Source organism: Aeromonas sp. HMWF016 (assembly GCF_963878195.1).
Classification (GTDB): Bacteria; Pseudomonadota; Gammaproteobacteria; order Enterobacterales; family Aeromonadaceae; genus Aeromonas; species Aeromonas lacus.
The window spans coordinates 1-26,334 of record NZ_CAWNWX010000092.1 but is presented as its reverse complement, the minus strand read 5'-3'; the positions used below and the strand labels follow the sequence as shown (position 1 = coordinate 26,334).

Annotated in this window: 25 protein-coding genes; 11 read left to right on the top strand and 14 right to left on the bottom strand. The window is 59.8% G+C overall.

What is annotated here, in order from left to right:
* The coding region (locus AACS24_RS14855; protein WP_108571144.1) for a putative bifunctional diguanylate cyclase/phosphodiesterase at window positions 1-1,847 on the top strand (1,847 nt) is incomplete at its 5' end.
* A 3-nt stretch (window positions 1,848-1,850) separates the two neighbouring features.
* Here the strand turns inward: AACS24_RS14855 and AACS24_RS14850 are convergent.
* On the bottom strand, window positions 1,851-2,591 hold the full coding sequence (locus AACS24_RS14850; RefSeq protein WP_108571143.1) for a substrate-binding periplasmic protein: 741 nt from the start codon (window positions 2,589-2,591) through the stop codon (window positions 1,851-1,853).
* Between the two features lie 76 nt (window positions 2,592-2,667).
* Between AACS24_RS14850 and AACS24_RS14845 the strand changes: the two genes are divergently transcribed.
* Window positions 2,668-3,414, top strand: coding sequence for a class I SAM-dependent methyltransferase (locus tag AACS24_RS14845; protein ID WP_108571142.1), 747 nt, complete (start codon window positions 2,668-2,670; stop codon window positions 3,412-3,414).
* A gap of 70 nt (window positions 3,415-3,484) precedes the next feature.
* Here the strand turns inward: AACS24_RS14845 and AACS24_RS14840 are convergent, their stop codons facing one another.
* Genes AACS24_RS14840 through rhlB form a run of 3 tightly spaced genes read right to left on the bottom strand, consistent with a single transcriptional unit; the run spans window position 3,485 to window position 6,571 of the window.
* Window positions 3,485-3,754: a Rho-binding antiterminator gene (locus AACS24_RS14840; RefSeq protein WP_108571141.1), complete on the bottom strand. Its 270-nt coding sequence runs from the start codon at window positions 3,752-3,754 to the stop codon at window positions 3,485-3,487.
* 27 nt (window positions 3,755-3,781) lie between these two features.
* On the bottom strand, window positions 3,782-5,272 hold the full coding sequence (gene gppA, locus AACS24_RS14835) for a guanosine-5'-triphosphate,3'-diphosphate diphosphatase (protein ID WP_108571140.1): 1,491 nt from the start codon (window positions 5,270-5,272) through the stop codon (window positions 3,782-3,784).
* A gap of 12 nt (window positions 5,273-5,284) precedes the next feature.
* Window positions 5,285-6,571 carry an ATP-dependent RNA helicase RhlB gene (gene rhlB, locus AACS24_RS14830; protein WP_108571139.1) on the bottom strand — a complete coding sequence of 429 codons (1,287 nt, stop codon included), beginning with the start codon at window positions 6,569-6,571 and terminating at the stop codon, window positions 5,285-5,287.
* A 113-nt stretch (window positions 6,572-6,684) separates the two neighbouring features.
* On the opposite strand from rhlB, the gene trxA reads away from it, so the two are divergent.
* The 6 genes from trxA to AACS24_RS14800 all read left to right on the top strand — a co-directional run bounded on the left by trxA (window position 6,685) and on the right by AACS24_RS14800 (window position 13,160).
* Window positions 6,685-7,011: a thioredoxin TrxA gene (gene trxA / locus AACS24_RS14825; protein WP_005339416.1), complete on the top strand. Its 327-nt coding sequence runs from the start codon at window positions 6,685-6,687 to the stop codon at window positions 7,009-7,011.
* A 200-nt stretch (window positions 7,012-7,211) separates the two neighbouring features.
* Window positions 7,212-8,477 (top strand): transcription termination factor Rho, encoded by a 1,266-nt coding sequence (rho, locus tag AACS24_RS14820; RefSeq protein ID WP_005339417.1) that lies wholly within the window; start codon window positions 7,212-7,214, stop codon window positions 8,475-8,477.
* Between the two features lie 108 nt (window positions 8,478-8,585).
* Window positions 8,586-9,584: a hypothetical protein gene (locus tag AACS24_RS14815; protein ID WP_108571138.1), complete on the top strand. Its 999-nt coding sequence runs from the start codon at window positions 8,586-8,588 to the stop codon at window positions 9,582-9,584.
* A gap of 33 nt (window positions 9,585-9,617) precedes the next feature.
* On the top strand, window positions 9,618-11,087 hold the full coding sequence (ubiD, locus tag AACS24_RS14810) for a 4-hydroxy-3-polyprenylbenzoate decarboxylase (RefSeq protein WP_033112873.1): 1,470 nt from the start codon (window positions 9,618-9,620) through the stop codon (window positions 11,085-11,087).
* A 146-nt stretch (window positions 11,088-11,233) separates the two neighbouring features.
* On the top strand, window positions 11,234-11,932 hold the full coding sequence (gene fre / locus AACS24_RS14805) for an NAD(P)H-flavin reductase (RefSeq protein WP_041210586.1): 699 nt from the start codon (window positions 11,234-11,236) through the stop codon (window positions 11,930-11,932).
* 214 nt (window positions 11,933-12,146) lie between these two features.
* On the top strand, window positions 12,147-13,160 hold the full coding sequence (locus AACS24_RS14800; RefSeq protein WP_108571137.1) for a GGDEF domain-containing protein: 1,014 nt from the start codon (window positions 12,147-12,149) through the stop codon (window positions 13,158-13,160).
* Between the two features lie 51 nt (window positions 13,161-13,211).
* On the opposite strand, the gene ubiK is transcribed toward AACS24_RS14800, so the two are convergent.
* From ubiK to AACS24_RS14760, 8 genes are all read right to left on the bottom strand, one after another.
* Entirely contained in the window at window positions 13,212-13,469 is a 258-nt protein-coding gene (gene ubiK, locus AACS24_RS14795; RefSeq protein WP_033112871.1) for a ubiquinone biosynthesis accessory factor UbiK, read from the bottom strand.
* A 194-nt stretch (window positions 13,470-13,663) separates the two neighbouring features.
* Window positions 13,664-14,497 (bottom strand): rhomboid family intramembrane serine protease GlpG, encoded by an 834-nt coding sequence (gene glpG, locus AACS24_RS14790; RefSeq protein WP_108571136.1) that lies wholly within the window; start codon window positions 14,495-14,497, stop codon window positions 13,664-13,666.
* Window positions 14,494-14,817 carry a thiosulfate sulfurtransferase GlpE gene (gene glpE, locus AACS24_RS14785; RefSeq protein WP_033112869.1) on the bottom strand — a complete coding sequence of 108 codons (324 nt, stop codon included), beginning with the start codon at window positions 14,815-14,817 and terminating at the stop codon, window positions 14,494-14,496. The genes glpG and glpE overlap by 4 nt, the downstream gene beginning before the upstream one ends.
* A 122-nt stretch (window positions 14,818-14,939) precedes the next feature.
* Window positions 14,940-15,641 (bottom strand): ABC transporter ATP-binding protein, encoded by a 702-nt coding sequence (locus AACS24_RS14780; protein WP_033112868.1) that lies wholly within the window; start codon window positions 15,639-15,641, stop codon window positions 14,940-14,942.
* 10 nt (window positions 15,642-15,651) lie between these two features.
* A complete protein-coding gene (gene livG / locus AACS24_RS14775) occupies window positions 15,652-16,425 on the bottom strand; it encodes a high-affinity branched-chain amino acid ABC transporter ATP-binding protein LivG (RefSeq protein ID WP_108571135.1) in 774 nt (257 codons plus the stop codon).
* A complete protein-coding gene (locus tag AACS24_RS14770) occupies window positions 16,422-17,690 on the bottom strand; it encodes a high-affinity branched-chain amino acid ABC transporter permease LivM (protein ID WP_181364191.1) in 1,269 nt (422 codons plus the stop codon). The genes livG and AACS24_RS14770 overlap by 4 nt, the downstream gene beginning before the upstream one ends.
* Window positions 17,690-18,616 (bottom strand): high-affinity branched-chain amino acid ABC transporter permease LivH, encoded by a 927-nt coding sequence (livH, locus tag AACS24_RS14765; protein WP_033112865.1) that lies wholly within the window; start codon window positions 18,614-18,616, stop codon window positions 17,690-17,692. Before livH ends, AACS24_RS14770 begins: the two co-directional genes overlap by 1 nt.
* Window positions 18,617-18,682: 66 nt before the next feature.
* Entirely contained in the window at window positions 18,683-19,804 is a 1,122-nt protein-coding gene (locus tag AACS24_RS14760) for a branched-chain amino acid ABC transporter substrate-binding protein (RefSeq protein ID WP_181364190.1), read from the bottom strand.
* A gap of 434 nt (window positions 19,805-20,238) precedes the next feature.
* On the opposite strand from AACS24_RS14760, the gene AACS24_RS14755 reads away from it, so the two are divergent.
* Window positions 20,239-21,243, top strand: coding sequence for a substrate-binding domain-containing protein (locus AACS24_RS14755; RefSeq protein WP_033112863.1), 1,005 nt, complete (start codon window positions 20,239-20,241; stop codon window positions 21,241-21,243).
* 207 nt (window positions 21,244-21,450) lie between these two features.
* Here the strand turns inward: AACS24_RS14755 and AACS24_RS14750 are convergent, their stop codons facing one another.
* Window positions 21,451-21,855: a g-type lysozyme inhibitor gene (locus AACS24_RS14750; RefSeq protein ID WP_108571132.1), complete on the bottom strand. Its 405-nt coding sequence runs from the start codon at window positions 21,853-21,855 to the stop codon at window positions 21,451-21,453.
* A gap of 320 nt (window positions 21,856-22,175) precedes the next feature.
* Here AACS24_RS14750 and AACS24_RS14745 point away from each other — a divergent pair, with 320 nt between their 5' ends.
* Window positions 22,176-24,215 carry a bacteriohemerythrin gene (locus AACS24_RS14745; protein WP_108571131.1) on the top strand — a complete coding sequence of 680 codons (2,040 nt, stop codon included), beginning with the start codon at window positions 22,176-22,178 and terminating at the stop codon, window positions 24,213-24,215.
* A gap of 99 nt (window positions 24,216-24,314) precedes the next feature.
* Here AACS24_RS14745 and AACS24_RS14740 read toward each other — a convergent pair whose 3' ends face one another.
* A complete protein-coding gene (locus AACS24_RS14740) occupies window positions 24,315-25,079 on the bottom strand; it encodes an EAL domain-containing protein (protein WP_108571130.1) in 765 nt (254 codons plus the stop codon).
* A gap of 992 nt (window positions 25,080-26,071) precedes the next feature.
* On the opposite strand from AACS24_RS14740, the gene AACS24_RS14735 reads away from it, so the two are divergent.
* A complete protein-coding gene (locus AACS24_RS14735) occupies window positions 26,072-26,251 on the top strand; it encodes a hypothetical protein (RefSeq protein ID WP_146181420.1) in 180 nt (59 codons plus the stop codon).
* Window positions 26,252-26,334: the final 83 nt, after the last annotated feature.

Here is a 26,334-nt window from a genome sequence, read left to right as displayed (position 1 = left end):
ATCGTGGCGAGCGCAGCAGCTTCACCCAGGAGAAGCGCTACTTCTGCAAGGGCGGGGAAGTGCTGTGGGGGCGGGTGACGGTGACCCTTATTCGCGATGCTCTGCAGCAGCCGGATTATCTGATGGTGCTGCTGGAGAATATCGATCCCCTCAAGCGCCACGCCGAACAGCTCAAGCTATCCCACCGGGTCTATGACAACCTCTCCGAGGCGATCCTGGTGTGTGATGACGACAGTCGCATCATCTCGGTCAACCCGGCGTTCGAGCAGATCACCGGCTACAGCAGCGAGGAGGTGTGTGGCCAGCGCCCCAGCATCCTCAAGTCCGGCCTGCACGATCAGACCTTCTATGCCGACATGTACCACGCGCTGGAGCGGGTGGGGGTGTGGCGCGGCGAGGTGTGGAACAAGCGCAAGAACGGCAAGCTCTACCCGCAGCAGCTGATGATCAGCACCCTGCGCGAAGGGGGCAAGATCCAGCAATATATCGCCATTTTCAGCGATCTTTCCCAGACCAAGCTCGCCGAACAGAAGATCGCGGCACAGGCCAACTACGACAACCTCACCAGCCTGCCCAACCGCTGGCTGTTTGGTCGCTGTCTCGGCCGTTTTTGCGAGCGGGGCGAACGCTTCGCCCTGATGGTACTCGACCTCAACAACTTCAAGGCGGTCAACAACAGCATGGATCACCATGCCGGTGATGCCTTGCTGCGGGAGGTGTCGGATCGATTGGTGAGCCGGGTGCGCACCGAGGATCTGGTGGCCCGCATCGGTGGCGACGAGTTCGCCTTTCTGGTACCGGGCATAGTGACTCGCCGTCAGGCAGAGGTGTTTGCCAAGCAGGTGATCGGCAGCTTCGCCCGCCCCTTCATGCTGGCGAACCAGCACCTCTACGTGACGGCAACTGTGGGGATGACCCTCTGCCCCATCGATGGCAGCGAGAGCGACGAGCTGCTGCGCAACGCCGAGCAGGCGCTGTTTGCCGCCAAACGGCAGGGGCGACTGATCGGCACCTACTGCTCCACCATGCGGGAAGAGGTGCGTCAGCGCCATCAGATGCAGCAGGATCTGGCGGAGGCTATCAAGCAGGAGCAGCTGACCATGGCCTACCAGCCCATCTGGGACAACCGCAGCGGGCGGGTGGCCAAGCTGGAGGCGCTGGTGCGCTGGTATCACCCCCAGTGGGGACAGGTTTCACCGGCCGAGTTCATCCCACTGGCGGAGGAGGCGGGGCTGATCCAGGGGCTGGGTTCATTGGTACTGTGGCAGTCGTGCCGGGATCTGGCGCGTTTGCAGCGCGCCGGTTTTCCTGATCTGCAGATGTCGATCAATCGCTCCACCATGGAGTTCCAGACCATAGATCCGGAAGCGAGCGAATGGCTCAAGGTGATCCACCATTTTGAGCTCGATCCTGCCGACATCGTCATCGAAATTACCGAATCTCTGCTGATGGAGAGCAGCGATCAGCACAGAGTGCGGATCGATGCCCTGCGCGAGGCGGGCTGCAAGCTGGCCATCGATGACTTCGGCACCGGCTACTCGGCGCTCAACTATCTGCGCACATTCCCGGTCGATCTCGTCAAGATCGACCGATCTTTCGTGCGCCATATCCCCTTCAACGAGCAGGATCGCATGCTGCTCGACGGCATCATCAACATAGTGCACAACCTCGGGATGCAGGTGGTGATCGAAGGGGTGGAGACTCGTGAGCAGCTCAACTTCCTCTGCCAGAAGGGGTGTGCCTTTACTCAGGGTTATCTGCTCAGCCGTCCGTTGGCCTACGACGATCTCACCGAATATCTGCAGCTCAACGACAAGAACATGTTTTTGCAGGCCCGTTCCAGCTGACCGTCACGGCGCCGGTTTCAATTTCTCCTGCTTGCCCCTAAGCGTCCGGTAATCCTCCCCGAGATAGCGCAGATAGATGCGATCCAGCACGCCCTCGTCCAGCATCTGCTGCAGCGCCTTGTTGTAGGCGGGCAGCAGCTCTGCTCTCTGTTTGCCAAAGCAGAGATAGAGCGGGGTTGAATCGATAAAGGGGGTGAGGGCGCGGATCTTGACGTCCTGCTCCTTGGAGAGGATGGGGGCCGAGAAGTAATCCAGCACTATCATGTCGACCCGGCTCTTCTCCAGCATCAGCAGCAACTGTTTGTCGGAGTGGGCCTTGATGGGTTCCCAGCCGGTGAAGTTCTTGATCTTGTCCGTGTAGTCATAGCCCCTGACCATCCCCACTTTCAATCCCTTGGCCATCTCCCACGAGAAAGTCTGCAGTGGGCTGTCGGTACGCACATAGGCGGCCAGCGGGTAGAAGGCGGTAGCAAGGTCAGAGTGGTAGCAGCCGGGCAGGGGTGCATTGTCGAGAATGCCGTCCGCCAGCCCGGTGTTGACGTACTGTTCGCAGCGTCCCCACGGCAGTTCGAGCAGGGTGAGGCTCATGCCGAGGCGATGTGCCACCTCCTGATGGATCTCGACCGATATTCCCTCCATCAGGTTGCCTTGTTCGGCATAGGAGAAGGGGGGCCAGTCCACGCCACAGACCTTGAGATGGGGGCTGCTCTGGGCGGCGAGCAGCAAGGCGATGAGCAGGTTCATGAGGTTTCCTCCCTACAGCGACGCGAAGGGGCTGTGGTACACTCGGTTCACTGAACTTAGAACGCATCCAGAGACCATGCAAATCCTCCTCGAAGACCCTGCCAAGGCCGCGCTGGCAGACTCGCTGGCCAGCCAGCTTGCCCAGATAGACCTTCCCCAGTTTGCCCTGGTGTTTACCCCGGAGCGGCTGGAGCTGCGCAAGCTGGATGAGCCCAAGCTGGGGGCCGTCTACGTGGATTTCGTCGAAGGCGCGGTCGCCCATCGCCGCAAGTTTGGCGGCGGTCGCGGTCAGTCCATTGCCAAGGCGGTGGGGCTCAAGTCGGGGGCGACTCCGACCGTGGTCGATGCCACGGCCGGGCTGGGACGCGATGCCTTCGTACTCGCTTCTCTCGGTTGCCGGGTGACCATGATTGAGCGCAGCCCCGTGGTGGCCGCCCTGCTTCAGGATGGGCTGGCACGAGCCGCAGAAGACCCCGAGATTGGTCCCTGGGTACGCGAGCGGATGCAGCTGTTGCACGGCCCTGCGGTGGATACCCTGTTGGCGCTAACCGAACGGCCCGAGGTGATCTACCTTGACCCCATGTTCCCGCACAAGCAGAAGTCGGCGCTGGTGAAAAAAGAGATGCGGGTGTTCCAGTCGCTGGTGGGGGCGGATCTCGATGCGGATGCCTTGTTGCCAGCAGCGCTCCAAATGGCAGAGAAGCGGGTAGTGGTGAAGCGCCCCGACTACGCCGGCTGGCTCAACGAACAGAAGCCGAGCATGGCCATCGAGACCAAGAGCAACCGCTTCGATGTCTACGTGATGGCAGCACTGGTGAGTTAAGCTGCAACCGGCATATCGTCCGGGCGATCAAAGAAGAGGGCCAACCCGATCGGGTTGGCCCTCTTGCTATCTATTGGCTGTCTGACTGGGCTGGTGGGGCGAAGCGGATCAGCTTCTCCTCTCCCTGCCAGCTGAACGTCATGGTCGCCAGATCCGCCAGACTGAGCTGCTCGCAGCTGTGCAGCTGGAGATACTCCACCCCATCGCGGGCCTCTATGGTGTGGATCCGATCCGCCCACTGACGTCCGTCCCGACTGGTCAGCGCGACCGGCAACTGCCAGCTGGCGGCAATCTCCAGCCAGTCGTAGAGGTCACAGCTGATAGGTTGGTAATCCGGCATGGTCTGCTCCTTGAGAAGGCAGAGGGATCAGGCTTCCTGTAAACGGGTCGGCCAGCCCATCTTCTGCTGGCGCTCCACTTCAAAGCGCAATTCGCTGGCGCGCAGGTAGTGCTCTTCGAGCCACCCTTTGGGCAGGGTCAGGGTGAGCGCATCCTCGTCCGCCTCCAGCGTGAAGCCGGGCACGGTTCCCTGGGTGCGGCGCATGCAGAGGATCAGGGCGATGCGCAGGATGCGAGCCAGCCGGATCGCCTGACGAGCGGTGACCGCCCCCTGCTTCTCCAGCGGTTCCAGCTTGAATTCATCCCGCTGGTTGAACAGCAGGGCCGACAACAGCTTCTTCTGCGCGGGAGTGAAGCCCGGCATATCGATGTTGTCGATGATGTAGGCGGCGTGTTGCGGCGCCTTCTTGTACTCGATACAGAGACCGATCTCGTGCAGCAGTGCTGCGTAGCGCAGGATCGGGCGACCATAGCGCTTGGAGAGGCGCCAGGCCGGCTGCAACTGGGTGAACGCCTCGATGGCGGTGTCACGCACCCGCTCGGCGTGCTCCTTGTCCAGCTGGTAGCGGTTGATCAGGCTGTCGGCGGTGCGGTCACGGGCATCGCAGTCGTGATTGTTGCCGAGCAGGCCGTAGATCAAGCCCTCGCGCAGGGCGCCACCCGCCAGCGTCATGCTCTCGATGTTCAGGGTTTCGAAGATGGCGATCAGGATGGCGAGGCCGGAGGGGAACACGGTCAGCCGTTCGGCCGCCAGCCCTTCCAGTTGCAGCTGGTCGAGCTTGCCGCAGGCGATGGCCTGACCCATCAGCTCCTGCAGTTTCGGCAGGGTGACCCGCTCGCTCTTCCCCTGCGCCAGCATGATCTCCTGCAGCGCCTGTACCGTACCAGAGGCACCGACGCAGGTGCGCCAGCCAAGGGCACGGTAATCATCCGCCACCTTCTCCAGCACCGCCTTCGCAGCAGCAATCGCCTGCTCGAAACGGGCTTCGGAGAGCTCGCCATCACCGAAGTGATTGTTGAGCCAGGTGACGCAGCCCATGTGCAGGCTGTTGAGCAGTTTCGCTTCGCTATGCTCGCCGATCACCAGTTCGGTACTGGCACCGCCGATGTCGATAACCAGTCGGTTGCCTTCCCCGGCAGAAGTCCAGGAGACCCCCTCATAGATGGTCTTGGCCTCTTCCTCGCCCGAGATGATCTCGATGCTGTGGTTGAGCACCCGTTCCGCTTCGCTGATGAACTCGTCGACGTTGGTAGCCAGCCGCAGAGTGGCGGTACCCACTACCCGGATGTTGTCGGCCGGAATGTCCTGCAGCTGTTCGGCGAACAGGCGCAGACAGTCCCAGCCCCGTTCCATGGCGACACGGCTGAGACGGAAGTCGGCATCAAGCCCGGCGGCGAGGCGAACCTTGCGTTTGACCTTGGCAACGGTGCGCAGGGCACCGGCGACCTCGCGCACCACCAGCATGTGAAAGCTGTTGGAGCCGAGGTCGATGGCGGCATAGAGAGGCGAGTTGTGCAACGGGCCTATCCTTTAGCTTTTGCGCGGCGGACGACGGCGGTTGTTGCTGTTGCCACCCTGGCGATCACGCATGTTGCGGTTCACCGGTTGGCGGTTGCGGAACACCCGTTTCGGTGCGGTGACATCATCCAGCAGTGCTTCGCGATCATACTTGCTGACCGGGATCGGGTGGTGGATGTACTCCTCGATGGCCGGCAGGTTGAAGGCATAGTCTTCACAGGCCAGGCTGATGGAGTGACCGCTCTTGCCGGCTCGGCCGGTACGACCGATACGGTGAACATAGTCCTCGGCGTCGTCGGGCAAGTCATAGTTGAATACGTGGGTCACGTCGGGGATGTGCAGACCACGGGCGGCCACGTCGGTGGCGACCAGAATATCGAGCGCACCCTTGGTGAAATCCTCGAGGATCTTCATCCGCTTCTTCTGTGGCACATCGCCAGTCAGCAGACCAACGCGGTGGCCGTCGTTCTCCAGCCAGGCATGAACGTCTTCACAGACATGCTTGGTGTTGGCGAAGACGATCGCTTTTTCCGGCCACTCCTCTTCCATCAGGGAGAGCAGCAGCAACATCTTGTCTTCGTTGGAGGGGTAGAACAGCTCCTCCTTGATCCGTACGCCGGTCATCTGCTCAGGCTCGACCTGCACATGTTCCGGGTGGTTCATGTGTTCGTAGGCCAGCTCCTGCACGCGCAGGGAGAGGGTGGCGGAGAACAGCATGCTCAGACGCTCGGTGGCGGGCGGCATGCGGCGGAACAGGAAGCGGATGTCCTTGATGAAGCCCAGATCGAACATGCGATCCGCTTCGTCCAGAACCACGACCTGGATATTGCTCAGGTCGATCACCTTGGACTTGAAGTAGTCGATGATGCGGCCGGTGGTGCCGATCAGGATGTCGACGCCCTGCTCCAGCACGGCCAGCTGCTTGTCGTAACCTTCGCCACCGTAGGCGAGGCCGAGTTTCAGGCCGGTAGAGGCGGAGATGCTGTCGGCATCGTTATAGATCTGTACTGCCAGCTCCCGGGTGGGTGCCATGATGATGGCTCTGGGTTGATTTACCAGACGGGGTTTGGTCAGTGGGTGGGTAAGAAGATAGTTGAAGGTGGCGGCCAGAAAGGCGATGGTTTTGCCGGTGCCTGTCTGTGCTTGCCCGGCGAGGTCATGGCCCTCTACCAGCAGTGGCAGGGACAGTGCCTGGATGGGCGTGCAATAGTGAAATCCCTTTGCTTCCAGACCAGCCAGAACTTCGGGTTCGAGGCCCATTTGGGCGAATTTGTCGGTCGTTAAGTGTGTTTTGCTCATGGCGGTAGGTTATCAGGTTAGGCTTGCAATAATAAACAGGATCATTTCAAATAGGGCAACTATTGCCTTTATTGACGTGTCAATAAAGCCTTATTTACTGACTGGAGTTGGAGATGAGTGACAAGATTGTTCAGCTGAGCGATGCCAGCTTCGAGGCAGATGTAATCAAAGCCGATGGCGCCGTTCTGGTCGACTTCTGGGCCGAGTGGTGTGGTCCGTGCAAGATGATTGCCCCGATCCTGGAAGAAGTTGCCCAAGAGTACGAAGGTCGCGTGACCGTAGCCAAACTGAACATCGACCATAACTCTGATACTCCGCCCAAGTACGGCATTCGTGGTATCCCGACCCTCTTGCTGTTCAAGAATGGCGAAGTGGCAGCGACCAAGGTCGGTGCACTGTCCAAGACTCAGCTGAAAGAGTTCCTGGACGGCAACCTGTAATAATCGAAGAGGAGCGCATTGCAATAATGCGCTCCTTCTGTTTTATCACCTAGACGCTCATCCCGATTGGTGCTAGTTTATCGCTCGTTTGCTAACCTTTTTGCCTGACTCCATTGCTAGCCTGGCAAGTCAAATCCGATCAGCATCAATCCAGCAGACTGTCTCCTCATTTCAATCCTTGCTTACAGACTTTCACCACTATGAATCTGACTGAATTAAAGAACACTCCTGTGTCTGAGCTGGTCAAGCTCGGCGAATCCATGGGGTTGGAAAATCTGGCTCGGGCGCACAAGAAAGACATTATTTTCGCGATCCTCAAGGCGCACGCCAAGGGTGGCGAGGATATCTTTGGCGACGGTGTGCTGGAAATCCTGACCGACGGCTTCGGGTTCCTGCGCAGTGCTGACGGTTCCTACCTGGCGGGCCCGGACGATATCTACGTCTCCCCGAGCCAGATCCGCCGCTTCAACCTGCGTACCGGCGATACCATCTCCGGCAAGATTCGGCCGCCGAAAGAGGGCGAACGCTACTTCGCGCTGCTCAAGGTCAACGAGGTCAACTACGACCGTCCGGAAAACTCCCGCAACAAGATCCTGTTTGAAAACCTCACTCCGCTGCACGCCAACGAGCGTCTGCGCATGGAGCGTGGCAACGGTTCTACCGAAGACATCACTGCTCGCGTACTGGATCTGGCCTCCCCGATCGGTAAAGGTCAGCGCGGCCTCATCGTTGCACCGCCCAAGGCCGGTAAGACCATGTTGCTGCAGAACATCGCCCAGAGCATCGCCTACAACCATCCTGACTGTGAACTGATCGTTCTGCTGATCGATGAGCGTCCGGAAGAAGTGACCGAGATGCAGCGCATGGTTAAAGGTGAAGTGATCGCTTCTACCTTCGACGAGCCGGCTTCCCGTCACGTTCAGGTTGCTGAAATGGTGATCGAGAAGGCCAAGCGTCTGGTCGAGCACAAGAAGGACGTGGTGATCCTGCTGGACTCCATCACCCGTCTGGCCCGAGCCTACAACACCGTTATCCCGTCATCCGGCAAGGTACTGACCGGTGGTGTGGACGCCAACGCCCTGCACCGTCCCAAGCGCTTCTTCGGCGCCGCGCGTAATGTTGAGGAGGGCGGTAGCCTGACCATCATCGCGACCGCGCTGATCGATACCGGTTCCAAGATGGACGAGGTTATCTACGAAGAGTTCAAGGGTACCGGCAACATGGAACTGCACCTCTCGCGCAAGATTGCCGAGAAGCGCGTCTATCCGGCTATCGACATCACCCGCTCAGGCACCCGTAAGGAAGAGCTGCTCACCTCCGGTGACGAGCTGCAGAAGATGTGGATCCTGCGCAAGATTGTCCACCCGATGGGCGAGATTGACGGTATCGAATTCCTCATCGACAAACTGGCGATGACCAAGACCAACGACGAGTTCTTCGACGCCATGCGGCGCCAGCAGAAATAAGTCAGGTCAGAAAATGACAAAACCGCGGCCAAGGTCGCGGTTTTTGTTTATCTAAATTTCGGCCGACTGGGTAGTATGAAGCTTCGATGTCACAAGGATAGAGACGTCATGAGACCCGTTTACTGGTTACTGCCGGGATTGCTGTTCGGTATCCCGGCCTTTGCGCAGAGCGTGCCAGAGCCTCCTTCGGTGGAGGCTGCCGAGCTGGGCACCGATTTGCGCTATCTGTCGAATTGCCTGCAACAGGGGCAGTTTGCCGCTGTCGATTCCCTGCTGGCGACCCAGAGCCGCGAGCAGCGGGAGTATTTGCTGCTGCAACTGCTGCGCAATATCAACGTGACCCGGCCGGCGTCCCCCGAACTGCACGCCTGGGTGGCCGCCCAGGCTGACAAGGCCCCCCGGTGGCTGGTCGAGCAGCGGGTGGACGGCTTTCTGGTTCAGCAACCCGCCTACGATTTTGCCGCTCAGGCCCGGCTGCTGCTGGGTCAGTGGCAACAACTGGCGTGGCAGGCTGATTATCGCCAGCAACTGGAGCAGGGCACCTTCGGTTTCAAGTCGATCTACTACCGCGGTAACCCCGAGCTGGCTCGTCAGCAACAGGCACTGCTGCAGGCCCTCGATCAGCTGCCGGTTTCCCTGCTGCAGCGCGAGAGCCGGACGCTGGCCGCCCAGAACATCTATCTGCCTGACAACCGTCTACTGAGTTACCTGCTGCAGCGAACCGGCGAACCGGCACTCTACAGTCGCCTCTGGCGCCAACCGGTGGATCAGGATGCTCTGGCAGCGCTGGCCACCATCAACCGCTTTCATCAGGGCAATGAGGCCAGCGAGTTGCTGATCGCCGCGAGTACCAATCCCCATCTGAAAGAGCCGGCCCTGCGCCAGCTGAGCGCGCTATCCCCCCTGCCGCAACAGGCAAGAAGCTACCTGCTTGGTGAGCTGGCCAACCGGCAGTATGGATCTCTGGTGGCCGATCTGTTGATGGAGGTGGATGAACCATTGCTGCTATCGGCACTGGCCAAACGCCTTGGTCAACATGATCAGAACCTCATGACTCCGACTCTCTTCCCCGATTCGGGTACACCGGAGAGGCGGCCAGGGTTATAATGCCTCACCTCCTGAATCTGGTTGGGAACCTGCATGAAATACAAGGACTTGCGTGATTTCGTCGCGCAGCTGGAACAAAACGGACAACTCAAGCGGATTACCCGCGAGATAGACCCCTATCTGGAGATGACCGAAATCAGCGACCGCACCCTGCGTGCGGGCGGCCCGGCTCTGCTGTTTGAAAATCCCAAAGGCTACACCATGCCGGTGTTGACCAACCTGTTTGGTACCCCGGATCGGGTCGCCATGGGGATGGGTCAGCCCGATGTGAGCGCCTTGCGTCAGGTCGGGGTATGGCTCTCCTATCTGAAGGAGCCGGAACCGCCTCGTGGCTTCAAGGAGCTGATGGAGAAGCTGCCGATCTTCAAGCAGGTGCTCAACATGCCGACCAAGCGCCTCTCTTCCGCCCCCTGCCAGCAGGTGGTGCAGGAGGGGGATGCGGTCGATCTCGACCAGATCCCGATCCAGCACTGCTGGCCGGGCGATGTGGCGCCGCTGGTTACCTGGGGTCTCACCATCACCCGCGGCCCCTACAAGAAGCGGCAGAACCTCGGCATCTACCGCCAGCAGAAGATCGGCAAGAACAAGCTGATCATGCGCTGGTTGGATCATCGCGGCGGCGCCATCGATTTTCGCGAGTGGCAGGAGGCCCATCCGGGCGAGCGCTTCCCGGTGGTGGTGGCGCTTGGCGCCGATCCGGCGACCATTCTCGGCGCTGTGACCCCGGTGCCGGATACCCTCTCCGAATACGCCTTTGCCGGTCTGCTGCGCGGCAGCCGTACCGAGGTGGTAAAAGCCATCAGCTGCGATCTGGAGGTGCCCGCCAGCGCCGAGATCGTGCTGGAAGGCTATCTGGAGCCGGGCGAGATGGCGCCGGAAGGCCCTTATGGCGACCACACCGGCTACTACAACGAGGTGGACGAGTTCCCGGTGTTCACCATCACCCACATGACGATGCGCAAGGATGCCATCTATCACAGCACCTACACCGGCCGTCCGCCCGATGAACCGGCAGTGCTGGGGCTGGCGCTGAACGAGGTGTTCGTACCGCTGTTGCAGAAGCAGTTCCCCGAGATCGTGGATTTCTATCTGCCGCCGGAGGGGTGCTCCTACCGGATGGCGGTGGTCACCATCAAGAAGCGCTACCCGGGCCACGCCAAACGGGTGATGCTGGGGGTCTGGTCCTTCCTGCGCCAGTTCATGTATACCAAGTTCGTGGTGGTGTGTGATGACGACGTCAACGCCCGCGACTGGAAGGATGTGATCTGGGCCATTACCACCCGGATGGATCCGGCCCGTGATACCACCCTGATCGAACACACCCCGATCGACTATCTGGACTTCGCCTCGCCCATCTCCGGCCTGGGCTCCAAGATGGGGCTGGATGCTACCAACAAGTGGCCGGGGGAGACCAATCGCGAGTGGGGTCAGCCCATTGTGCAGGACGAGGCGGTGAAGCAGAAAATCGATGCCATCTGGGATGAGTTGAATATCCTCGGTTGAGGCGAAAATGGCCCGTTTGCTGCAAAAATGGATGAGATCCGCAGCGATTTGGGTATCCTCGACCAATGGGACCAGCTGTGCTGGTCATCACCTGACAGTGAAACAATGAGCGAAGCGGGTCGAGCGAGCCCGCCACAAGGACAAGAATGCAACGTATCAAATGCCGCGTAGAGGAACTGCGCGAATATGTCGACACCATCTGGCATGTGGCCCTGACGCCACAGCAAGAGGTCAGCTTCAAGCCGGGCCAGTATCTGCTGGTGGTGATGAGTGATTCGGACAAGCGTCCCTTCTCCATCGCCAACTCGCCGACCCGCCCGGGCGTGCTGGAGCTGCAGATCGGTGCGACTCCCGAGAACGCCTATGCCGGTCAGGTGCTGGCCCGCATGCGCGAACAGGGGGAGATCGAGGTCGAGCTGCCCGCCGGCAAGGCTTTCCTGCGCAACGAATCCCCCCGCCCGCTGATCCTGATGGCTGGCGGCACCGGTTTCTCCTATGCCAAATCGATTCTGGAATACCTGATCGACAGCGGCAGCAAGCGTCCGGTCTTCTTCTACTGGGGCGTGCGTCAGGCGCACTGGCTCTACGAGCTGGAGCAGATGCAGCAGTGGGAGCGCGACTACGCGCCGCTCACCTTCATCCCGGTGGTACAGGAGCCGGAGAGTGACTGGAGTGGCCGTACTGGTCTGGTGCACAAGGCGATCATGGATGACTTCGTCAGCCTCCATGAGTACGACATCTATGTCGCCGGTCGCTTCGAGATGGCGGGAGCCGCCCGCGAGGAGTTCAAGATCCTCGGTGCCGAGCCGGAACGCATCTTCGGCGATGCCTACGAGTTCATCTGACAACCCGTTTGTGCTGCCAAAACCCCCGGTCAAGCCGGGGGTTTTGCTATGGTAGCGCGACCAGATCGGGATATTGTGGAGTTCGTCATTCAAGTCCATTTTTTTTCGCAATTTCAGGTATGAATGGCTACTAATTCCCTGCAGCTGGTGGCATCTTTGTGCGTGATTGTCGGCGGCAGGATAAGGATATCCCGGGATGGGGCGAGGAGGCGCTGTGTTAAGCGAAGAGGGAAGATCATCGACAGAAGATGCAAGGGGAGAGCAGGGCTCTGCGGAGCCATCGGCGACCCTGATCTCCTCTTCCCGTATTGGTGAACTGACCCGGCTGCAGGCAGAAATTGCCGCCCTGAAGCATGAAAACAGCCTGCTGCAGGAGAAACTCAATGCCGCCCTCGATGGTACCGGCATCTGCCTCTGGCAGGGGATTATTCCGACCGGCGAACTGCGGGTGTTCAACCTGCAGAACTTTCAGGCCGGTGACATGGCCCCCCATTTCGACCAATGGAGCGCCAAGCTCCACCCTGAGGATCGCGCCCATGCCATGGGCTGCTATTTTGATCATCTTGAGGGAAAAACCCCCTTCTACGAAGTCGAATACCGCACCATCAACCCGCAAGGGGAGGTCACCTGGCTCTGGGATCGGGGGCGGGTGGTCGATCGGGGTGTCGATGGCAAGCCACTGCGGATCATGGGTTCCCATATCGACATCACCCAGCGCAAAGCCTATGAGCAGAGGCTGGCCGAGCGGGCCAACAGTGATGCCCTGACCGGTCTGCTCAACCGGCAGGGGTTTGGCAAGGCGTTTGCTCAGCAGCAACACGATGGAGCAGGAGCGCTGCTCTTTATCGATCTGGACGATTTCAAGGGGATCAATGACCAGCTAGGCCATGCCTGTGGCGATCAGGTTCTGCAGCAGATGGCGGAGTGGTTGCGTCTCATCATGCCGGGTTCGGCCCTGTGCGGTCGCTACGGTGGCGACGAATTTGTGGTGCACCTCAGCCGGGAGGTCTCAAGCCATACTCTGGCCGAGCTGGCTGATGCCCTGATTGGCCGGATGCAAAGCTATGTGCCCAGACCCGGTTGTTCGCAACGGGTCGGGCTCAGTATCGGCATCGCTTTGTGGGAGGGGGCATCGCTGTCGTTTCGTCAGGCGCTGGAGGTGGCCGATCAGGCGATGTATGAGGCGAAGGCGCGCGGCAAACGGGCCTGGCATTTGCTGCGGGTGTGACGACAACCCGAGCCCAGTAAAGCGGAAACCCCAGCCATGCTGGGGTTTCCGTTATTCGCCTTTGGCGCCGAGCTGCTCTTCGAGTTGAGCCAGCTTGCTTTCGAGGGCGGCCAGTTTTTCCCGGGTACGCAGCAGAACCTTGGTCTGCACGTCGAACTCTTCACGGCTTACCAGATCCAGCTTGTTGAGCTGTGCCTGCAACACCTGACGGATCTTCTTCTCGGCCTCTTCGCCCATGCTGCGGATGCCGGGCGGCAGGGAGTTGTGTACCTGTTTGGCGATCTCTTCCAGTTTCTTCGGGTCGATCATGATGTCCTCCTTAAGCGTTGGTGGACATTCTACCGACAATTCCCATATTTTGCCGAGATCGCGGCAGCTTTTTACCATTGAGCCAGCGAACTTCGTAAGTGGCCAACAGCTCCCTGCTCAAGCAGTAACTGCGCAGACCATAAAAAAACGCCGCCCTTCGGGGCGGCGTTCTCATTTCTGCAGCAGCTGAAAAATCAGGTCGGCTGGTGGTTGCGATCCAGCCAGCCTTGCAGCAGGCCGACCAGCAGTCCGGTCAGATGAGCGATATTGGCAGTGCTGGTGCCGAGCATGTCGAAGAAGCCGAGCACCATCCAGAACAGCATAAAGCCCATCAGCGCCGGTGGCAGAGTCAGGCCACAGGCCGGTTGCAGCTTGCTGCGCAGCCAGCAGTAGCCGAGCAGGGCATAGACCACGCCGGAGAGGCCGCCAAACAGCGGGCCGCTGGCGAAGAACTCGGCGATATTGGGCAGGGCGGCGCCCACCAGCAGCAGGATCAGCAGCTTGCCGCTGCCAAGACGCTGCTCGATCTGGCCACCGAGATACCACCACCAGAGCAAGTTGAACACCAGATGGAGCACCGAAAAGTGGATGAAAGCCGGGGTAAAGTAGCGCCACGCCTGCCAGTCGGTGAACTGGGCCAGGGTCGGGTGGAACGCCAGTTCGTCGTAGATGGGCAGGCCGATGGCATCGATCCCGTAGATGGCGAGACAGGCGATGATGACCACCAGCGTCAGTGGTCCCGCCTGATGGAGGAAATCGGTGACGGGATCCGTCATCCCCTTGCTGTAGTCGATGCGGGCATCAGCCCGGCCGGACTGCCAGGAGGCCTCCATATAGCGGGGGTGGTTCGGCTCGGCGAGGAAGCGTTTCACCTCCAGCTGGGCCTGAGCCAGACGCTGCTCGTCAGCCAGCCAGATGGTGACCCCCAGCTCGGACTGGGTCAGCTCGCAGGAGATGCCCAGCGTCGCCAGATAGTCCACCAGCGCCTGCGCCATGCGGGCGTTGTCGAGCACCAGCAGCTGGATCATGCTTCGCCTGCCTCGATGGGAAACTCCCGGCGCCACGCCTCGAAGCCGCCATCCAGACTGTAGACCTCGTCGTACCCCTGTTGCAGCAGGTACTGGGCAGCGCCCTGACTGCTGTTGCCGTGATAGCACATCACGATGACCGGGGTGTCGAACTCCACCTCGTTCATAAAGCGCACCAGGGTGCCGTTGGTGAGGTGGAAGGCGCCGACCGCGTGGGCCGCTTCAAATGATTGCGGGTCGCGAATATCCACCAGACGGGCTTCACCCGCGCTCAGTTTCTGGTGGGCATCATGGGCACTGATATGGGCAAACTGGTCCATCTGGATGTCCTGAGAATAGGTTGATTGCGGGTCAGTGTACCGCAAGCCGTGGCGCAAACTAACCCCACAAAAGATAAGGGAGCCTGTGGCTCCCTTGTCGATATGGCATGCGGCTCAGTGGGTTAACCGCCGAGATAAGCCTGCCGCACCGCCGGGTTGGCGAGCAGTGCCGCTCCCGTGTCCTGCAGCACCACGCGGCCGTTCTCCAGCACATAGCCGCGGTCGGCCAGCTTGAGTGCCTGGTTGGCGTTCTGCTCCACCAGAAAGATGGTCATCCCCTTCTGGCGCAGCTGCTCTATGGTGTCGAAGATCTGCTGGATGACGATGGGGGCCAGCCCCAGCGAGGGCTCGTCCAGCAGCAGCAGGCGCGGCTTGCTCATCAGGGCGCGGCCGATGGCCAGCATCTGCTGCTCGCCGCCGGACATGGTGCCGGCGCGCTGCTCCAGTCGCTCATGCAGGCGCGGGAACAGGGTAAACACCTGATCCAGCAGGCCATGCTGCTCGGCCTTGTCGACGAAGAAGGCGCCCATCAGCAGGTTCTCTTCCACCGTCAAGCGGGCAAAGATGCGGCGCCCCTCCGGCACCACGGCGATATCCTTGCGCATGATGCGGGCGGTGGAGAGCGAGTCTATCTGCTCCCCCTCGAACCAGATGGAGCCGCTGCTGGGCTTGGGTTCGCCACAGAGGGTCATCAACAGGGTGGTCTTGCCAGCGCCGTTGGCGCCGATCAGGGTGACGATTTCTCCCTCTTTCACCTCGACGCTGACATCGTGCAATGCCTGAATTTTGCCGTAGTGGGTCGATACGTTGCGAAGTTCTAACATCTTGTGTTCCTTACGACTCGCCCAGATAGGCCTTGATCACTGCCGGATTGTTGCGGATTTCGTTCGGCTTGCCATGGGCCAGCGGGGTGCCCTGACTGACCACGAAGATGCGGTTGGAGATGCCCATCACCAGCTTCATATCGTGCTCGATCAGCAGCACCGAGACCCCGAATTCATCCCGCAGGCTCATGATGAGCTCATCCAGCTCGTCGGTCTCCTTCGGGTTGAGGCCGGCAGCCGGTTCATCCAGCATCAGCAGCTCGGGGCGGGTCGCCATGCAGCGGGCGATCTCGAGCCGGCGCTGCTGACCGTAGGCCAGGTTGCCGGCGGCGCGGTTGGAGAGATCCTTGAGCCCCACCTTATCCAGCCAGAAGGCGGCCTGCTCCAGCCCCTCCTCTTCAGCACGGCGGAACGAGGGGGTCTTGAACAGCCCGGCCAGAAAGCCGGTGTTGAGGTGCCTGTGCTGGGCAACCAGCAGGTTCTCCACCGCCGTCATCTCCTTGAACAGCCGGACGTGCTGGAAGGTACGCACGATTCCCTTGCGGGCGATGAGGTGACCGGGTAACCCCTGGATCTCCTCACCCTTGTAGCGGATGGTGCCGCCGCTCGGGCGATAGAAGCCAGTCAGGCAGTTGAAGATGGTGGTCTTGCCTGCGCCGTTGGGGCCGATGATGGAGATCACCTCACCCTTGTCGATATCCAGCTTGACCCCGTTGACTGCCAGCAGCCCCCCGAAGCGCATCGACAGATCAGAGACTTCCATTAACTTCTGATGAGTACTCATTTCTTCAACTCCAGATGCGGACGGGTCATCGGCAGCAAGCCCTGTGGCCGCCAGATCATCATGAACACCATCAAGAGGCCGAACATCAGCATGCGGTACTCGTTGAACTCGCGGGCCAGCTCGGGCAGTACAGTCATCACGATGGCAGCCAGCACCACCCCGATTTGCGAGCCCATACCGCCCAGCACCACGATGGCGAGCACGATGGCCGACTCGATAAAGACGAAGGATTCCGGGCTGATAAAGCCCTGCCGCGAGGCGAAAAAGCTTCCTGCGAAACCGGCAAAGGTAGCGCCGATGGTGAAGGCGGTAAGCTTGATGATGGTCGGGTTGAGCCCCAGCGATTTGCAGGCGATCTCGTCCTCCCGCAGTGCTTCCCAGGCTCGGCCCAGCGGCATCCGCAGCAGGCGGTTGATGACGAACAGGGTCGCCACCACCAGCACCAGCGCCATCAGGTAGAGGAAGATCACCTTGTGGTTGGCGTTGTAGGTAATGCCGAAGAAGTTGTGGAAGGTATCAAAGCCGCCATCCTTGACGGTGCGGTTGAACTCCAGACCCCCCAGCGTCGGCTTGGGAATGCCGGAGATGCCGTTGGGGCCGCCGGTCAGGCTGGTCATGTTGTTGAGCAGGATGCGGATGATCTCGCCAAAGCCGAGGGTGACGATGGCCAGATAGTCCCCCCTCAGCCGCAGCACCGGGAAGCCGAGCAGGAAGCCGAACAGGGCCGCCAGACCACCGGCGATAGGCAGACACTCCCAGAAGCTCAGCCCGAAGTAGTTGTTGAGCAGGGCGTAGCTGTAGGCGCCGACCGCGTAGAAGCCGACATAGCCGAGATCGAGCAGACCGGCGAGGCCGACCACTACGTTCAGACCCAGCCCCAGCATGATGTAAATCAGGGTGAGAGTCGCCAGATCGATGGCACCGCGAGAGGCCATAAAGGGCCAGCTCACCGCAAACAGCAGCACCAGAATGGCGGTGAGGTTATAGAGCTTTGGCGCCTCTTCCGGGCTCGGCAGCACCAGCTTGTTGAAGCCGACCGAGAAGCCGCTGATGGAGGCCTGAAACAGCTTGGCAATCTGGCCGCGCAGCATCTGGAACCAGAATACGAGGGTGGCGCCGCCCAGCAGCCAGGCCAGCGACACATCAAGGCGGCTCACTACCAGCAGGCGGGAGCCATCGGTCTCCAGCTTGAAGCCGAGCAGCCAGAAGGAGAGCACCAGCAGCACCAGGCTGGCGATGCAGGCATGGATGAATTGGCGTTTCATCATACTTTCTCCACTTCCGGGCGGCCCAGAATGCCGGTCGGCATAAAGAGCAGCACAAAGATGAGCAGGGCGAACGCCATCACATCCTTGTATTCGGTGCTGAGGTAGCCGGCGGTGAGCGCTTCCACCACGCCGAGCAGCAGACCGCCCAGCACTGCGCCGGGAATGCTGCCGATACCGCCCAGTACCGCGGCGGTGAAGGCTTTCAGCCCTGCCATAAAGCCGAGATAGGGGTTGATGACGCCGTAATACATGCCGAGCAGTACCCCGGCGACGGCTGCCAGCGCGGCTCCCAGCACGAAGGTGATGGAGATGACCACGTGGGTGTCGATGCCCAGCAGGTTGGCCATCTTGATATCTTCCGAACAGGCGCGGCAGGCGCGGCCCATGCGGGAGCGGCCGATGAACTGGGTCAGCGCCAGCATGGTGACGAAAGTGATCACGAAGATGATGAGCTGCATATAGGAGAGGCTGGCCTGAAAGCCGTCAGCCTCGCCCAGAGTCCAGCCGCCGGAGATGAGGCTGGGCATGGCGATATCCCGCGAGCCCTGCGCCATTCGCATCATGTTCTGCAGGAAGATCGACATGCCGATGGCGGAGATGAGGGGGATCAACCGGTTACCGCCACGCAGCGGCCGGTAGGCGACCCGCTCTATGGTCCAGCCATAGGTGCCGGTGATGACGATGCTGACTAGAAATGCGCCGCCCAGCAGCAAAACGGTGCTGTCGATGCCCATCATCATGAGCCCCGCCATCACCATGAAAGCGACATAGGAGCCGATCATGTAAACCTCGCCGTGGGCGAAGTTGATCATGCCGATGATGCCATAGACCATGGTGTAGCCGATGGCGATCAACGCATAGGTGCTGCCTATGGTTAATCCGTTCAGCAACTGCTGAACGAGATAAAGGAGGTGTTCGGACATACTGCGTTCCCTGTACTTGCCCGCAAAGAGAGGAGGGGGCGAGTCGGCTCGCCCCCGATCGGCAGATTATTTGAGTTGGGTAGAGGTACCGTCAGCGTGCCACTGGAACACACCGAATTCGAAGCCTTTCAGGTCGCCGTTCGGTGCCCAATTGAGCTGGCCCATCACGGTATCGACCGGAGCTGCCTTGATGGCGGCAGCAACGGCAGCCGGATCATCTTCACCCGCCTTGGCGATACCGGCAGCCAGGGTTTGCACCGCGGCATAGGTAGTCCAGACGAACGGGCCGGAGGAGTCCTGACCCTTGGCCTTGAACGCCGCAACCAGCGGGGCGTTGGCCGGTACCAGATCATACTTGTTCGGCAGGGTTACCAGCAGACCTTCGGAAGCCGGGCCACCGATGGCGGAGATGTCCTTGTTGCCCACCCCTTCCGGGCCCATGAACTTGGCCTTCAGACCCTTCTCGCCAGCCTGACGCAGGATCAGCCCCAGCTCCGGGTGATAGCCGCCGTAGTAGACGAAATCGACGTTCTCTTTCTGCAGCTTGGCGATCAGGGCGGAGAAGTCTTTGTCACCGGCAGTGATGCCTTCAAACGCCACCACCTTGACACCGGCTTTGTCCAGCGCCGCTTTCACGCTGGAGGCGATGCCTTCGCCATACTGCTTCTTGTCGTGGATAACGGCGACGCGCTTGGGTTTGACCTGCTCGATGATGTATTTGGCGGCAGTCGGCCCCTGATCGCTATCCAGACCAATGGTGCGCAGGGTCAGCTGGTAACCACGCTCGGTGATCTTGGGGTTGGTAGAGGCGGGGGTGATCATCAGGATCCCCTCGTCTTCATAGATGTCGGAGGCGGGCAGGGTGTTGTCGGAGCAGAGGTGGCCGACCACGAATTTAACGCCGTCGTTCACCACCTTGTTGGCGACCGCGACGGCCTGCTTGGGATCACAGGCATCGTCATAGACGATCGCTTCGATCTGTTTGCCCTTGATGCCGCCTGCCTTGTTGATCTGCTCGACCGCCATCTTGCCGCCGGTGAACTGCATGTCACCGTACTGGGCGACCGGACCGGTGACCGGGCCGGCGATGCCGATCTTGATGGTATCGGTGGCATGGGCCATGGAAACTGATCCAAACAGAGCCAAAGAAACCGCTGCCTTTACTGCCATTCTTCCAAAATTATTCATTGATTCATCCTTTAATCAGTGGATTGTTTCATTCCTGTGTGCCTTTCCGGATCCAGGTCCTGCATGTCCGGCAGTAGATAAGGTTCTATCATTCCTCGCGGGGCAATAACAAGATGTTAAAGATACTAACCAGAGGGGGGCGTGAGCGGGTATTTTGAAATAAATGACCTGTTTTAAAATGGTATTCAGAGTTTAATTTTGAAAGTTGATGTTAACATCTCGATAACCAGAGGCGGTCTGGATAAACGCCAGAGGATTAATCTGACGATATTTTACCCTGATGCTGCTCCCATTTTGACCACAATCCGTTTGCGCAAACAAAAATGAGCGCCTAAATTAGCCAGCATTGACAATTCCGTGGCAGAGCTCGTTAAAACCAAGCCTTTATTCGGGAAATCTGCTAATGTTCCGCCTTTGAAAGTCAGGAGACAGAGATGGCAACAATCAAGGATGTCGCCTCCCGTGCAGGCGTATCCATCTCCACCGTCTCACATGTGCTCAACCACACTCGCCGGGTCAGCGAAGACGCGACCCAGAAAGTGATTGAGGCGGTGGCAGAACTCAACTACGCGCCCAACTCGGTAGCGCGCAGTCTTAAAATAAATTCGACTAAAACCATCGGCATGCTGGTCACCACCAGCGTGAACCCCTTCTTTGCGGAAGTGGTGCAAGGGGTAGAAGCTTACTGCTTCGAGCAGGGCTACAGCCTGATCCTCTGCAACACCGAAAACCAGCCGCCCCGTCAGCAGCACTATCTGCGCATGCTGATGGAGAAGCGGGTGGACGGCCTGTTGGTGCTTGGTACCGACATCGACGCTCAGCTGCGCGACATGCTGCGCATCCACAAGAACGTGCCGCAAGTGGTGCTGGATTGGGGAACCGAGTGCGATTTCGCCAACGTTATCAATGACAACGCCCGTACCGGTGCGCGCATGGCCATGCGCTATCTGATGGAGCAGGGCCACCGCGACATCGTCTGCATCACAGGTCAGCTCTCCAAGCCGACCACCCAGCAGCGACTGGACGGGGTGCGCGATGCGCTGGGCGAACACGGTCTGACCCTGAAAGAGGAGCAGATCTTTGAAGGGGATTACGAGAGCCAGAGCGGTTTCGATGCCATGCAGCGCATCCTGACCCTGCAGCCTCGCCCGACCGCGGTCTTCGCCTTCGACGATCCCATGGCGATCGGCGCCATCTGCGCTGCCTGGGAGGCCGGGATCAAGGTGCCGGACGATATCTCCATCATCGGCTACGACGATGTGGAGATGGCGCGCTTCTCCAGCCCGCCGCTGACCACCATCCGCCATCCGAAGGCCGAACTGGGCCAGCTGGCGGTGAAGCATCTGGTCAGCCGGATCCGCAACAAGGAGCTGGAAGTGGAGTCGATGACGGTACAGCCGGAGCTGATCGTCCGTCGCTCGGTCAAGCCGCTGCGCTGATCCTGCCCTGTTTGCAACGAGAAACCCCCTCCATCGCGAGGGGGTTTCTGTTTTTACGAGCCAGCAAGGCAACGGCGTGTCAGCTCTGTTTTAGCCGGTAGACGGGCTCTTCATGCAGGCAGCCTGATTGCGTGAGCGCTTATTCCAACGGACACCCTCGGGTGTCCGTTTTGTTTTGGCGTCAAGCTGGCTGCGGGCCGGGGAGACTTACTGGATAGAGACCGACAGGGTATGGGGCACCTGCTCGCCACGGCGGGCTGTGGCGCGCATCTGATAGACCTGGATCAGATACTTGCCCGAGGCAGGCAGCTTGCCCTGCCACTGCTCGCCGACTGCGCCCGAGCTGAGCGCTTCGGCCTGACCGGGCACGGCGCCGGGGGCAAAGACGTTGAAGTTGGCATTGCTGCTGCCGGAGATGCCGACCGTCATGGTCTGGCCCGCTTTGGCGACCAGCGTGTAGTTGATGGTGTCATAGCCTGCGAAGGTGCCCTTGATCTGGGCACTGTGGGCACCCTTGGCGAACTGCACCGGCACGGTCGTCACCTTGTCGGCCGCCTGAGCACCGGTTGCCATGGCCAGAGTCAGCAAGGCGACCATTATGGATCTCTTCATATCTCAACCCCCTGTTTATTAACTTCATAATCAACAAAGCCTGCGGTTTCACGCCGGTAGCTTACCAGACGCGGCGTCATGACCCGGCAGCATCACCCAGTGTGGTCGTTTATGGCCAACGGGGCGCTATCTTTATGCGGCCAGCTATCCCATGGAGGCAAACGGATATGTGATCCGGGCCGTGCTCCTGATACCGGCCGATCCGCAAAGAGGTCGTTTGGCCGCTAAGATGAGGTGAAGAGGAAAAATGGGAAATTAACCCTCTAAACTCAACACTGACACCGAACATGGACATGGACTCAAACTGACGAGGACGTTGTATGTTGTATCGCTGGCTTGCCCTCTACTCCCTTCGAACCTTCACCCTGTGGTGCGTTGCCCTGATAGTACTCACCCTGTTTGCGACCAGCGTGCTGGATCAGCGCTTGAGCCGACAGCTGGCCGCCATGGATGAAGAGACCGCCCACCTCAATAGCTCCCAGAACCTGTTGCAGGAGCTGCGCTACCACACCACCCAGATCCAGCAGTTTCTGACCGATGCCTCCCTGACCGGTGATGACGGCTCGATGTCCGAGGCTCGCAGCCACTCTGACGCTGCGCAGGCTCTGTTGCCTTCACTGATGGAGGACAAGCTTGATCTGCAGCAATTGCTACAACAGCAGATGGCGGTGGGCCAGCAGATGGTTACCGCCTATCAGCAGCAGGGGGCCGAGGCGGGCAACCGGGTGATGAAAGCTGATGGTAGTGGCTTTGATGCAGTTTCCGCCTCCATCGCCGAACAGGTTGGCGGGGCGTTGCAGCGCCATGGGCAGGAGCTGGCCGCCAATCGCGCATCCAACCTCGCGCTGCAAGATAGTTTCGAAACCCAGATGGTGGCACTGCGTCTGCTCACCTGCCTGCTGGTGCTCGCCATTCTGGGCGTTCTGCTGCTCAAGGTATTGGTGCCGCTCAAGCAGCTGGATCGCAATCTCGAGAACCTGGCCCACGGCAGCAAGAACCTCACCTTTCGCCTGCCGGTGGTGGGAAAGGACGAGTTCGCCCGACTGGCGGTGACGTTTAACGACTTTATCGGCGATGTGGACCACATCATTGCCACCGTGCTGGGGGTGGCGGAGCAGAACAACCGCAAGAGTGGGGGCCTCAAGGAGCAGACTGACCGCACCCGGCAGGGGATGGTACAGGTGCAGACCAATACCGACATGCTGGCCACTGCCATCAACGAGATGGTCAGCACGGTGCAGGAGATCGCCCGCAACACCGAAGAGGCGCGGCTGGAGACCGAGCAGACCCAGCGCGAGGCGCTTACCGGGCAGGGCCGGGTCGAAGAGGCGATGAGCATGATCCGCAAGGTGGCCAGCGGCATGGAGCAGGCGGCTGGCACCATCAACCGGCTGGAGCAGGAGAGCAACCAGATCGGCGAGATCGTCAACGCCATCCGCGCCATCTCCGAGCAGACCAACCTGCTGGCCCTCAACGCCGCCATCGAAGCGGCCCGCGCCGGGGAGCAGGGGCGCGGCTTTGCGGTAGTGGCCGACGAGGTGCGCACCCTGGCGAGCCGTACCCAGAACGCCACCGTCGAGATCCAGCAGAAGATTGAGCAGTTGCAGCGACGCACCAGCGAAGCAGTCAGCACCATGCACGAGACCACCCGTCAGAGCGAACAGGCGGTGGTGCAGGCGGGTGAAGCGGGGCAGACCCTGCATGCCATCGTTTCGGCGGTCGAACGCATTACCGGGCTCAACACCCAGATTGCCACCGCCGCCGAGCAACAGTCACAGGTGGCGGAAGAGACCAACCGCAGTGTGGTGGAGGTGGCCGATATCGCCCACCAGACGCTGGGGCTTACCCTGCAAAGTGCCCGCAGCGCCAAGGAGGTGGGCTTTGGCAGTGAAGAGATCCGCCTGCTCGGTAGCCAGTTCAAGGTCAGCCATCGCGTCGAGCAAGCCAATAACGAGGATATCGTTCACTGGAGCGAGGCCTTCAGCGTGCAGGTGGCCGAGGTTGACCGGCAGCATATCGGCCTGTTCGATGCCATGAACCAGCTCTACCACGCCATTCAGGATGGCAGTGGTGGCGATCAGGTCAAACAGCGGCTCGACCGGCTGGTGGGGCTGGCCAAACAGCACTTGCTGGACGAGGAGAAGCTGATGGAGCGGGCCGGATACAGCCAGCTCAGCGCCCACAAGGGGGTGCACGTCAAACTGCTGCAGGATCTGGATCGCCATCTGGCCAGCTTTGCCCGTGGCGAGCCTGATGCCGACTTGCACGTCGTCATGTTCCTCAAGAGCTGGCTGATCGACCATATCTTCCGGGTCGACAAACAGTACGTCCCCGAGCTGCATGCGGCCGGGATCCACTGATCCCGCCGCTTGTCCAACAACCAAACGAATCGAGGCGCACATGGCGCCTCGATTCATATCGCTTACCCCTGAAAGCAAAGCAGGAATAGCGCTAGCCGCTTACAGGCTGGCGAAATCCACCTCGGGCAGGGTTTCGAAGCCGGGGCGGGCAAACAGATAGCCCTGCATCAGGCTGACACCCATCTCCCGCAGGCAGGCCATCTCTTCGCGGGTTTCGACCCCCTCCGCCAGCGGGGTGATCTGCAACTCGGCAAACAGGGCCAGACAGTGGCGCACTATGGCTTGCCGGATCGGGTCATGGTCGATGCCGCGCAGCAGGTGCATATCGAGCTTGACGATGTTGGGGCGAAAATCGGCCAGCAGGCTCAGGCCCGAATAACCGGCGCCAAAGTCATCGATCGCCGTCTTGAAGCCGAGCGCCTGATAGTGATCGACGATGCCGCGAATATGGCGGTTATCCAGCACCTGCTCCACCTCGGTGAACTCGAACATGATCTGCTCGATGGGAAAGAGATGCTCGCGGGCCGCCTGCAGGGTGGTGCGGATGCAGCGCTCCGGGCGGTAGACCGCATTGGGCAGAAAGTTGATGCTCAGCATCCCTCGCATATCGAGGCGGGCGGCCAGCGCGATGGCCTTGATCCGGCACAACTGGTCGAAGCGGTAGCGATTGCCGTCGTTGACCCGGGCAATCACGCTCTGCGCCGGCTCGTTGTTGAGCCCCCGCACCAGCGCCTCGTAGCCGAAGATGGTGCGCTTGCGGCAATCGACGATGGGCTGAAAGGCCATGGTGAAGTCGAAGTCGAGATCTGCTTTCTCCTGACACAGCTGGCAGATGGCGGGTGAAGGGGCGGCAGGTATATCCATGACTCTCCTCTTGGGGCGTGGCGGCGCTGGGGACTGACTCAAATGATAACAGCTTGGCTCCGCCAGCACGGTAATTCCCGGTAATACGCAGCCACTCCCCCTGAGGTACCAAACGTTACCCCGTTTTCTGCAAGATATGCGGCAAGGGCGGATGAGGGGTGTTCCGCTTGTTTACCAGAGATCGGGCGATGCCCTGCAGGCACCCGTTAGCGCCGCTGGTGGCCGCCAACTCAACCAAGGTAGTCGGTATAAACGTAATTTATGGATTTTGGAATAATGACCCAATTTTTACTTATGCATGTTTGCAATGTGCCCTGATGCCGCAACTTGGCCCGCTCACTGCCCGCAAGGGGCAATAGCCGATCTTGATCAACCGGCATAGAGCGCCAGCCACCGCCCTGTAGATTCGATTAGCGCAGCGTAATCGGACAAATGAGAGGATTTAGTTGCGGTTGTTGCCGTGCAACAGAGGCGGCCAACCGGAGGGGAGAATTTGGTTGGTTATGATGGCGGGAGAATCCATATACGCGAACGTCCGATTACGCCTGACGGCTAATCGAACCTACGAGTTGCCCCTTCTCCCCTTGCGGGAGAAGGGTTGGGGATGAGGGGGCGTAATGCCAACCCAAGGTCAATATTGGGCTTCTCGATGTTCGGCACCGACCGGCATGCTCCGCAAGCCACCGCTTTCTGTAGGTTCGATTAGCGCAGCGTAATCGGACGAACGAGAGGCTTTGATTGAGGTTGTTGCCATGAAACAGGGTGGCCTGACGGAAGGGGAAGTTCGGCTGGACGTTATGGCGGGAGAGTCCATTTACGCGATCGTCCGATTACGCCTAACGGCTAATCGAACCTACAGATTCTTATCATCTAATCAAACAACGAGTGTCAATAACCAATCATAAAAGAGTTAACTTTATGATAAAACAGATTATTCTGTTGTCAGACGAATGGACTTAATATTCAGCGTGTAATATAGGAAGGTGATTGTTGTGACAGAAACAAAAGCACCATTTTCAGCTAGAAATCGTGGGACATATCAACATTTAGATAATTCTTTTCCCGATAGTGCCAAGGTAGCTGTTCTTCATATGCTTTACGATCTGGAAGAGAAAGGATATATACCAAGCTGGCCAACTATAGCTAGGGAGTTGCAAAGGATATCTAAATAACTGATCCCAATAGTGCTACACCTTCGCTGTGCCATAGCCATTCCCCGGGAAAGGAGACACGGTATCCATGAAGTGTTTCACTC